The sequence below is a fragment of the Mesorhizobium sp. genome (assembly GCF_017306585.1).
GTDB lineage: Bacteria > Pseudomonadota > Alphaproteobacteria > Rhizobiales > Rhizobiaceae > Mesorhizobium.
Genome location: NZ_JAFKIC010000169.1, coordinates 22,677 through 32,333, shown reverse-complemented (window position 1 = coordinate 32,333; position 9,657 = coordinate 22,677). Strand labels below are relative to the sequence as shown.

Sequence of the window (9,657 nt, the reverse complement as noted above, 5' to 3'; positions counted from 1 at the left end):
AAGGCATTGTCCATCGCGCTGGCGGGAAAAGCCAGCGCGAGCGACGCCATGGCCGTCATGCAGAGTGTCTTCATGGGCGGGACAAGCAGCATGTTTTGTCTGAAAAATCAACCAACAGGGCCTCTTCATGCTCGGCAACCCCCTGTATTCAGGGGCACGGCGCAATCAAAATCTCGTGTCGGGCCTCCTCATGCAATGTCTGCGGCCAACGGACCAGCGAAGCGCGGCCGGCATCCGTCAGATCGTAAAGCCCCCGATCGACGCGCGCGAACCAGCCATAGACATTGTGCTGCAGGATTTTCGGTGCGATCGGCGTCAGGGCCTTCAGGTCGCGTGGCCGTTTGGGACCATCCACAAGCGCTGCGGCGCAGGTGAGGGCGCTTTGGCGGTAGGCCGTCATGATCGGATTGCGTGAGCCGCCGCCCGCAACGGGATCGCCGCGGCGGCGCCGATGCTCGTCGACAAGGCGGGAGCGGCGGCGGGCGTTCTTGCGCGGGGCCGGGGCGATCGGACTGAGGAGCACCTCCACCCTATCGCTCGCGGTCACGCCCAGCAGGCCGAAGCCAAGCAGGCGGCAGAGATTGCGGAACCTGGCGTCGCTTTCGCGCCCCTTGCCCCGCGCCGACATGCGGGCCGCCAGCCACACTTCATCGCAGGCGGCGGCGCGGTCGACACCTTGCAGAACCAGTTCGAGATTGAACTGCAGCTTCAGCTCGCAGATGACGACGACCGGCGGCTCGCCTTCCCGCAGCGCGACGATGTCGCAGCCGCCGATTTCCCCCTTCACGGCGAAGTCGAGGCTTTCGAGGAACTGCTTCACCGGGGCATAGAGTGACGTCTCGTTCATGACGCAAGGCTAGCCGATTCGATGCAAAAAGCCTTCGGGGTGGGAGGCCCTCGACGTCGCACGCAGGAGCAGCATCGGGAAGCGCCATGCACGGCATGCTCAGGCCCGAATTTTCCCGAGGAAAGTCAACAACACGCTATTGAATTCAGCCGGCCGTTGCAGCGGCGCGAAATGGCTGACGTCAGGCAGGATGATCAGTTCCGATCCGTCTATGCAATCGGCCAGATAGCGCGCATGCTGGTCGCTGATAAATTCATCATGCTCGCTTTGCACGATAGCGACAGGCACCTGCGTTCGAGCCAACTCTGCGGCGGAATAGTTAGGTTCGGTCTTCATCATCAGGCTGACGGCTTCGACAAACGCATCGAACTGATCAGGCGTCGGCGACAGCTCGGCATAATCCTTTCTATGGCGGCTGAAACACCGCTCGATGACCGCGTTGGATTGGAATTCCTTCGTGCCGCTCGGATCCATGTTGCAGCCGAAGAAGAACACTCCGGTGACACGGTCGGGCGCCTCCATGCCGAGGATAAGCGCGATGCAGGCGCCGTCGCTCCAGCCAACCATGGCCGCCTTTTCCAGTTGCAGCATGTCCATGACAGCCAGGACATCGGACGCCATCAACTCATATGTATACGGCCGTTCGTCGCGCGTGCTGCGCCCATGGCCGCGGCTGTCGATCACGACAACCCGATAACCCTGATCAACGAGAGCCGGAACCTGAAATCCCCAATTGCCGCCATGGCCGAGGCCACCATGCAGCAGGATCACAGGCTGGCCGGCCCCGAAAGCGGCGTACCGGATCTTGGCTCCCTGATGCTCCACCTGGCCTTCATCGCTTGCGGCAGGCAGAGGTGCGGCGCCTTCTATCTCGAATTTCCTCAGATCGTCGTCGCGATATTCCATATGAAAAAGGCCCCGCAGCAAATGTATGGGACCTGCAAATTATTGCCGGCCCTGCCCAAAACCAACCCGCGGTCTAAATTCTGCTGCCATCAGGCGACATGGAGACGCAAAACGCTGCCCGCATGCGAAGGAACTCGCCTGAAGCGACATATTGGCAGCTATCAGTCATCACTGTTATTGTGACCCCGGTCAGCACAGGACGCCCACCATGGACGCACGTGAAATGAGCGCGATTGGCGACACTCTCATGAGGGTCGTCACGCCCGACATGTCACCCAAGCAGCTCGTCAAGGCTGCGCGCAAGGCACATCCCACGGCTTCGAAGAAGGATATTGCGAGAGCGGCTTTCTTTTCGATCATCGCAAACGCGGATCAGGACATCGGCAAGGTCAAGAACCTCCAGGCATTCGCGATCGCCGAACGCACCCAGCGTTCCGATTGAAAGCTGGTTCGTAAGCCCTGTTGCTGAGCGGCCCCGCTTCATCGGCGTGCGTAGGCGGCCCGGCAAACGGACATCACGATGTCGCGCAACCAGCGATGCGCCGGGTCGGCATCCATGCGCGGATGCCACATGGCCGATATCTTGAATTCCGGGATAGGAAGCGGAAGCTCGAAGCTCTCAAGACCTGTCGCGGCGCTATCGTCGCCTGCTTTGCCAAGACATGAGCGCGGCACAGTCGCTAGCAGGTCGGATTGACTGGCGATCCGCATTGCATCGGGGTAACCGGGCACGACGACCGCGACGGCCCGCCCAAGACCGAGCCTTTCCAGGGCGCCGTCGATGGGCTCGACAACATACCCCTCCCGCGACGCCACGATATGTTTGCAGGCGGCATAGCGTTCGGGCGTAACTCCGGCGCCTGCCAGTAGCGGATGTCCGGCCCGGGCCACGCCGACATATCTGTCGTAGAACAGGAACTGGGTCCGTATCTCGGGCGCGGATGTGCCCAGCAAACCGATATCGAGATCAATGAGCCCCTCGCGAAGCGGTCGCGCATCCTTGTCTGGCCTGGGTGCGAAGCGCAGCCGGACACGAGGTGCCGACTGCGTCACCGCGATCACCACCGGGCCTGCCAGAAATTCCAGGAATGCTTCACTTGCACGAATTGTGAACGTCAATTCGAGCGCGGCGGCATCCACCTTTGTGTTTTGAGGTCGCAGAACGGCTTGCGCATCGCGGGCAAGCTCATGGACGCGGCCGCGCAGTTCGACGGCGTGAGGAGTTGGCACAAGTCCGCGCCCGGCCCGCACGAGCAGGGGATCACCCGTCGCCGCCCGAAGCCGTGCCAGCGTGCGGCTCATGGCCGAGGAACTCAGGCCAAGGCGCCGGGCCGCGCCCGTCACGCTGCCCTCGGCAAGCAAGACGTCCAGGGCCACGAGAAGATTGAGGTCCGCATCCGTGCTGTTCATGAAGGCCAGCCTATCTCATCGGCTCGACCTGACCTAGCGCCGGGTGCAACTATACTTTGACTTCGGCGCGTCTGGCGCCTGGGTTGCGGTTGCCCATATCTGCGGTCATCCCAACAGAACGGAAAAGGTGTCCGATGTCCGCAAGTGCTCTGAATGCCCCCTCGATCCTGCTGATCGGCGCGTCTCGCGGTCTTGGCCACGCGATGGCCGCTGAATTCCTGAACAAAGGATGGAACGTCGTCGGCACGGTTCGGGCAGGCAGCGGCCGGACCAGGCTGCACGATCTCGCGGATGCGTCCGAGGGGCGACTGGAAATCGAGACGGTGGACATATGCGAACCTGATCGGGTTGCCGCCTTGCGCGACCGGCTGTCGGGCCGGGTTTTCGACATGCTGTTCGTCAATGCCGGCGTCTCGAACAATCCTGCCGAAACGATCGCCGATGTGACGACCGACGAGTTCGTTCGGGTGATGGTTACCAATGCGCTGAGCCCGATGCGCGTGCTGGAAAGCCTGGAGCGGTATGTTCCGGCGACGGGCCTGATTGGCGTGATGTCGTCGGGGCAGGGCAGCGTCGCCAACAACGAGACGGGTCAGAGAGAGGTGTATCGCGGCAGCAAGGCGGCCCTGAACATGTTCATGCGCAGCTTCGCGGCCCGCCAAGCCGGCACGCCGCGAGCAATGGTGCTCATGGCTCCCGGATGGGTTCGAACCGAATTGGGCGGGCCGGACGGACGGCTCAGCATCGAGGAGAGCATCCCCAATTTGGTGAACGTTCTACTTGCCAGGCAAGGCAAGCCCGGGCTGCAATATCTCGACTATCTCGGCCGTACCGTCCCCTGGTGATCAGCATATCCGGCAGCCTTGAGCACCAGGGTGATGTAAGACCGGGCGATCCTCGACAGTTCGGGCCCGGTCCCGCCGGCACGCGCGCGCAACGCCAGGCTGTGCTGCAGCCCGGCAAGCATCGCCGCGATACCGACAGTATCCGCATCGCCTGATATTTCCCCGGCATCAACCGCCATGCTCATACGCCGTCGGAACTGGACGTCGGTCCTCTCGACGGCAGCGGCCAGTTCCGCGCCGATCAGGGGATCGGCTGCTGCTTCGCCGGAGATGACGCTCAGGATAGGGCAACCGAGCGGCTGGCCTTCCCCTGAGATATAGGCGGCGACGATCTCTGCGAAATAATCTTCCAGCCCTTTGCGGAGCGAAGGCTCTTCGAAAAGGGCATGATTGCGCCGTCCAGCGGATTCGTCGGCATATTGCCGGACGGCCCTGCGATAGATTTCGAACTTGTTGCCGAAGGCCGCGTAGAGGCTCGGCCGGGCCATATCGGTCGCTTCCGACAGATGGTCGAGCGAGGTCGCGGTGTAGCCGCGTCTCCTGAATTCGCCGAGCGCCGCCGTCAGCGCCTGTTCCGGGTCATATTCCCTGGGCCGGCCACGGGAGAGCTTGCGTTCCATTTTGTACCGATCCGCAATAAATTCGTTGCGCCACCTTTTTATACGAACTAGTAGGAAAAGGAGAGCGAAAACGCAGGGTGAGGACCGGACTGAAATGGCTTCCCAAATTCGTATCGGCATCAATGGCTTCGGCCGGATCGGCCGCATGGTTTTCCGCGCCGCGATGGCGCGCGACGATATCGAGATCGTCGCGGTCAACGACCTACTGCCCATCGACCACCTGGCCTATCTGCTGAAGTATGACAGCGTGCATGGCCGTTTTGCGGGAGAGATCGCCGCCGAAGCAAAGGCGCTGCGCATAGATGGACGCGTGGTCGCCGCCTTCGAGGAGAGGGAGCCCGGTTCGATCCGCTGGGGCGATGCGGGGGTGGATCTGGTGATCGATTCGACCGGCCGCTTCCTGACGGAAGAACAGGCCGGAGGCCACATACGCGCGGGCGCCGCAAAGGTGCTGCTGTCGGCGCCGCCGGATGACGATCCGAGCCGGCCGGCCGCTTCGATCGCTGCGTTGAGACCGCCGATGAAACGCTCGATTGCCTTCGCTATGCCTTCAAGGGCCGAAGCCACAGCGCCGCCCAGGGTTTCGCCCCACGACTTCCATGCCGCGTCAGAGGCTTGGAGATAGCCCGCGAGCGGCGCAAGGTACCCGATAAGCTCACCGAACGGATTGACGAACCGCTGCACCAAATCGATCACCGGCTGCAACACCGGAGCAAGCGGGGCAAAGGCCGTCTTGATCCGCTCGATCGCGTCATTGAGCGGGGCAAGGCCCGCCTCGAACTTGGCGACGAAGCCTGAGAAGAATTCGCCGAGGCCCGACCAGTTCTGATAGATCAGATAGCCGGCCCCCGCAGCGGCAGCGCCCCACAGCCCAAAGCGGGCGAGAAGGCTTCCAGCCGTGCGCAGGACGCCCATGGGGAAGGAAGTAAGCCCTCGGCCGAGAACAAGCATAGCGTCGCCCAGGCGGGCGAACACGCCCGGCGCTTTGCCTGTCGCCGAGGTGGCGAGCTGAGCGCGCAGGGCCAGGGTTTCAAAGAAGCCCAAGACCGGTGTGCCGGCTTTCGAGATCACCGCCAACGACCCCGCCAGAAGCGACAGCGCGCCACCCTTTCCTATAAGCCCCAAGAACGACAGGCCGGTCATCGCAATCCGAAAAGCGAGCAGGGCGGCGGTGGCCCCGACAATCTTCGCCGTGAGATCGGGATAAGCTGCCGCGAAGTCCGCGAGCTTGTCGATCAGCGGCGCGATCGTATCCATGAGCTGCGTCAATGGCGGGATAAGCGCATTGCCGATCTGGATACCGACGGCGGTAAGCCGGTTCTTGAAGAGTTGAAGGTTGTTCGCGAAGGTCTTCGCGCGGACCTCATACTCCTTGGTCGAAGAGCCCGCGTAGTCAATCTCGTTCGCGACCATCCCGAGGGACTTTTTCAGAAGCTCAAGATTGGTCAGTAGCGGGCCGAGGGCGCGCGCTTCGTCGCCGAAGAGGTCGGACGAGATAGAAGCCTGCACGTCCTTCGGTAGCTGGCTGATCTTCTCAAGAACCTTGACCGTGGTACCTACGGCATCCTTCTGCATCGCCTTGGCGACCTTCCGGGCATCGAGCCCGAGCCGTGAGTAGGCCCGGCGCTGCGCCTTGGTCGCCGAAGCGCCCTTAGTCAGGGCGCGACCCATGTTGCGGAAGGACGTGGCGGCCACGTCGCTTTCAGCGCCAGCCGACAGCATGGCCGAGGCGAAGGCCGAGACCTGCACGGCATTGAAGCCGAATTGCTTGGAAGTCGCGCCGACCCGGCGCACCACGTCGAGGATGTCGGCCGCGCTCGATGCCTGCTCGTTCGACAGATAGTTCATCGCGTCCGCAAGGAGCTGCATCTGATCGATCGAGAGGCCTAGGCCGGTCATCATTTTCGCGAGCGCGTCACCGGTCTGATCGGCCGACATATCGAAGGCAACGCCAACCTTCGCCGCCATTTCGGTGAACTTGAGCAGATCATCGCGGGCAATGCCTGCCTGGCCGGCAGCGGCCACGATCTGCGAAAGACCATCGGCGGCCATGGGGAGCCGTTTCGATAGTCCGATGACTTCCTTCTGGAAGTCCTTGAACTGCTGGACGCTATCGAAGTCCACGACCTTGCGGACATCGGCCATGGCGCTTTCGAATTGCATGGCCGCTTGCAACGGGGCTTCGAGGCCCCGCTTAAGGACGTAGCCCGCAGCCACCGCGTCCAGCATGCGGCTACGCGCGCGATCGAGGGCGAGGTTGTTGCGCTCGATCGCGTCACGCAAACGGACCTGCACGCCGTTGATCTGGCGTGCAGCATTGCCGATACCGGCGAGTGATCGAGCGGCCGCCCTAGCAGGCGCAGAGACGCCATCGATCAGCTTCACGAGAAGCTGCGATACAAGGTTTGCCATCAGGCCCTCCCGCCGCGAAACAGGTTGGCCTCCGAGGTCGCGTAAGCCCGCTCAATCGCCGCACCGATGGCTTCTACCTCCGCGATTTCCAGATCCAGAATGTCGGATGGCCTCCAGCCGGTCATGATAGCGATCACTCGCGCTATCAGCGCCGGCTGTTTGAACCTCGGTGCGGCGGCGATCTCGGTTCGGAGCTTGATTATTTCGGCCATTTCTTTGTCAGACAGCACGCGAACAATGAACGAAGAGAGGGGTCTGCCTTTGAAGGCGATAGGAGGCCGGAGGAACGCGGTCGGCATCGAAGTTTCCACCAAATTAGCCGAAAGCGTGGAGACGCTCGCCCAACCCGTAACCGGCCTGCTCGCCGCTCCAGCGCAAGCTCGTAAGCGTTGTCGCCCAATAGCGTTCGCCGTTTTGCAAGGCTTCGGCTTCGTTCCAAGCGCGGAGTTCAACGTCCTTCACGAACGGCCCCGGTCGCTTGGCATTGATCAGCTTGCGGTTGAAAGCATCAACCTTGGCCTGAGCCTCGGTGACATGTTGGAGAACTGCAATTATGCGCCGGGCGGCCTGCGGATATACAGCCAGGAGTTGGCGCGCCGCCTCGTCGGCTTCGGCCTCGACGGCCGTCCTTTCGCGCTCCCACGTTTCTTTTTGCTCCCGCAGCTCGGCTTCCGTGAGACGGCGCTCCAATTCTTCGCGTGCGGCGCTGATCCGGTCGCGGTCCCGCCTGACGGAGGCGAGCCGGTCTTCGGCCTTCAGAACGTCGGCGTCGCTGCCCTCCAGCAATGCGTCGCGCCGCGCAGCCTCGGCACCCGCGACTGCCGCGTCGGCGGCGTCAGCATCCAGCTCCGAAAGCGCCGAGCGGAAGGCCGAAGCCTTTCCAGCATCGTCGGCTTTGATAAGCTTACGAATACGGTCTAGCATTTTCTAATTCCTTCATGGTCAGAGTGAATGAGCCGGGCAACACATGCCGGCTTAGAATTGCGTGAGCTTGCTCGCCGGACACGGTGCCGGCAGACATTAGGGCGGCGGCAAGGTCGTTAACGGCTGCATCGACCTCAGGCTTGCCGAGGAATGCGACCACCTGGCGCTCGATACGGCGTAAAATGCGAAAGGCGGATGCGCGCTGATCCGAGCCGGCAATAACAACGGCGGCTCTTACGGCTTTGCAATGATCGCATTGGCCCGCCCAGCAGGCGAGGACGCGCCGCGATACGATCTCAAAGTCGAGCGTGCCCGTTCTTGCACGCCACCCCCCGCGCAGAGCATCGATAAGCGGCCCCGCTACCGAAATCGCAATTCCGGTAGCGAGGTTGGCGGAAGCCTCGACCAGCGAGTGCATCCCGACCGGATCGATCCGAACTTTCTCGATCGTGAGACCAAACCCGTGGGCGACTACTGCGTGCCCGCTCTCATGCTCGGCCAGCTCGACGTTGCGGGGGATTGTCTGTGGCGGCGGCACATCTACGGTGGGGCCATTCCACAGCGGCTGTTCCATTTGCGTTTCGGAAAGGGCAAGGACGGCATCGGGCGCGCCACAGCAAAAACGATATTCAAGGTCCAACGGTGCCGATCCTCTCGGTGCGGCTGTGGCCGCACGAAACTTCGCGATTGGTTGAGGGGATCATTCGCGAAGCACATCAGCTTGGCAGCCATAGGCTGCCAAAAATTGCCGCTGTGCGCAAGGCGCTTTCTGATTATAGGTCGGTTATGTCCGTTACGAGATTGCTCGCGGATGTCGGGAGCTCTGCCCGGAGAAACGAACGCTCCGAGACCTGGTGCAGCCATCGTGCGCATCGAAGTGCTCGAAATGCGCACGCATTCCATCAACGCCGGGTTTATGAGCACGAACTTGGCCATGGCATTCAGGGCAACGCTTTGTTCGTTCGGGGTGCAGACCCACTCGTTCCGAACCTTGACTTCACATTGCTCTTCCATGGCGTGATTATGACACCGGGCTAGGATCAATCGAAAGCGGAATTTGTACAAAGTGGTCGGTGGGGCGTTGTTCGACCTGCAATTAAGAGCCCGCGTCGCGTCCAGTCTCCACCATTCGGGCAGCCTGCACAGCAGCTTTCTCGATAAGATCAATCGAAACGGCGATCTCAACCTTCGTAGCCGCCCGAATGTGCGCTGGAAGCCGCCAAGGAACTTCGGCCAGTTCACGCTTCACCTGGTCAAGCAGCGTGTTGATAGTCATCCGCTGATCTTCGATCGGAATGAGATTTCTCGCCTTCTCCCTTATCCGCAACTCGATTTCCCGAGTACGGACCTCGCTAAGCTGTGCCATCGGTGCTGCTAGGGCAGCACGCCGGTCTTCATTCGTGAGCCATTGCAGATAAGCTTGCACAGCGCCCACGAAAGGATAGGCATCCCTGCCAGCCTTTGGGATCACACCTTGCTGCACAAGCTGCTGGATACGCCTGGGCGTCAGATCGAGAAGCCGCGCAAGCTGCGACACGTTGACAGTAGTCTGACCGGAGGGCTGGGGTTTGCCATTCATTGGAAGCTCCTTTCAGCGAAGCGCAGCACAAAAACGGACGGCCGAAATACGCGGTTTTTCCGGGGGCCGCGCGCCCGCAGAGGGCGGGGGAGGGCGAAAAATCCTTTTGGGGGC

At 61.9% G+C, this 9,657-nt stretch carries 11 protein-coding genes and 1 pseudogene; 3 read left to right on the top strand and 9 right to left on the bottom strand.

The features are described 5' to 3' along the window. Nucleotides 1–148: 148 nt before the first annotated feature. Nucleotides 149–847: a DUF2161 domain-containing phosphodiesterase gene (locus tag J0I79_RS20035; RefSeq protein ID WP_292862762.1), complete on the bottom strand. Its 699-nt coding sequence runs from the start codon at nucleotides 845–847 to the stop codon at nucleotides 149–151. 99 nt (nucleotides 848–946) lie between these two features. Next, nucleotides 947–1,753: an alpha/beta hydrolase gene (locus tag J0I79_RS20030; RefSeq protein ID WP_292862759.1), complete on the bottom strand. Its 807-nt coding sequence runs from the start codon at nucleotides 1,751–1,753 to the stop codon at nucleotides 947–949. Between the two features lie 208 nt (nucleotides 1,754–1,961). Here J0I79_RS20030 and J0I79_RS20025 point away from each other — a divergent pair, with 208 nt between their 5' ends. Continuing rightward, nucleotides 1,962–2,195: a hypothetical protein gene (locus J0I79_RS20025; RefSeq protein WP_137934827.1), complete on the top strand. Its 234-nt coding sequence runs from the start codon at nucleotides 1,962–1,964 to the stop codon at nucleotides 2,193–2,195. 38 nt (nucleotides 2,196–2,233) lie between these two features. Here J0I79_RS20025 and J0I79_RS20020 read toward each other — a convergent pair whose 3' ends face one another. After that, a complete protein-coding gene (locus J0I79_RS20020; RefSeq protein ID WP_292862754.1) occupies nucleotides 2,234–3,163 on the bottom strand; it encodes a LysR family transcriptional regulator in 930 nt (309 codons plus the stop codon). Nucleotides 3,164–3,297: 134 nt separating this feature from the next. On the opposite strand from J0I79_RS20020, the gene J0I79_RS20015 reads away from it, so the two are divergent. Continuing rightward, on the top strand, nucleotides 3,298–4,008 hold the full coding sequence (locus J0I79_RS20015) for an SDR family NAD(P)-dependent oxidoreductase (RefSeq protein ID WP_292862768.1): 711 nt from the start codon (nucleotides 3,298–3,300) through the stop codon (nucleotides 4,006–4,008). Here J0I79_RS20015 and J0I79_RS20010 read toward each other — a convergent pair. Next, a complete protein-coding gene (locus tag J0I79_RS20010; RefSeq protein ID WP_292862752.1) occupies nucleotides 3,981–4,628 on the bottom strand; it encodes a TetR/AcrR family transcriptional regulator in 648 nt (215 codons plus the stop codon). The genes J0I79_RS20015 and J0I79_RS20010 overlap by 28 nt on opposite strands. A gap of 94 nt (nucleotides 4,629–4,722) precedes the next feature. Here J0I79_RS20010 and J0I79_RS35150 point away from each other — a divergent pair, with 94 nt between their 5' ends. Beyond that, nucleotides 4,723–5,253 carry a glyceraldehyde 3-phosphate dehydrogenase NAD-binding domain-containing protein gene (locus J0I79_RS35150; protein WP_366014820.1) on the top strand — a complete coding sequence of 177 codons (531 nt, stop codon included), beginning with the start codon at nucleotides 4,723–4,725 and terminating at the stop codon, nucleotides 5,251–5,253. A gap of 542 nt (nucleotides 5,254–5,795) precedes the next feature. On the opposite strand, the pseudogene J0I79_RS35145 reads toward J0I79_RS35150, so the two are convergent. From J0I79_RS35145 to J0I79_RS19985, 5 genes and pseudogenes are all read right to left on the bottom strand, one after another. Further along, nucleotides 5,796–6,857: pseudogene (locus J0I79_RS35145) on the bottom strand (phage tail tape measure protein); the annotation flags it as partial. Nucleotides 6,858–7,039: 182 nt separating this feature from the next. Beyond that, the gene (locus J0I79_RS20000; RefSeq protein WP_292862746.1) at nucleotides 7,040–7,339 is read right to left on the bottom strand and encodes a hypothetical protein; all 300 of its coding nucleotides are present in this window, start codon (nucleotides 7,337–7,339) and stop codon (nucleotides 7,040–7,042) included. A gap of 16 nt (nucleotides 7,340–7,355) precedes the next feature. Then, on the bottom strand, nucleotides 7,356–7,964 hold the full coding sequence (locus tag J0I79_RS19995) for a hypothetical protein (RefSeq protein WP_292862743.1): 609 nt from the start codon (nucleotides 7,962–7,964) through the stop codon (nucleotides 7,356–7,358). Further along, the gene (locus tag J0I79_RS19990; protein WP_292862740.1) at nucleotides 7,945–8,604 is read right to left on the bottom strand and encodes a hypothetical protein; all 660 of its coding nucleotides are present in this window, start codon (nucleotides 8,602–8,604) and stop codon (nucleotides 7,945–7,947) included. Before J0I79_RS19990 ends, J0I79_RS19995 begins: the two co-directional genes overlap by 20 nt. 456 nt (nucleotides 8,605–9,060) lie before the next feature. After that, a complete protein-coding gene (locus tag J0I79_RS19985; RefSeq protein ID WP_292862737.1) occupies nucleotides 9,061–9,543 on the bottom strand; it encodes a hypothetical protein in 483 nt (160 codons plus the stop codon). Nucleotides 9,544–9,657: the final 114 nt, after the last annotated feature.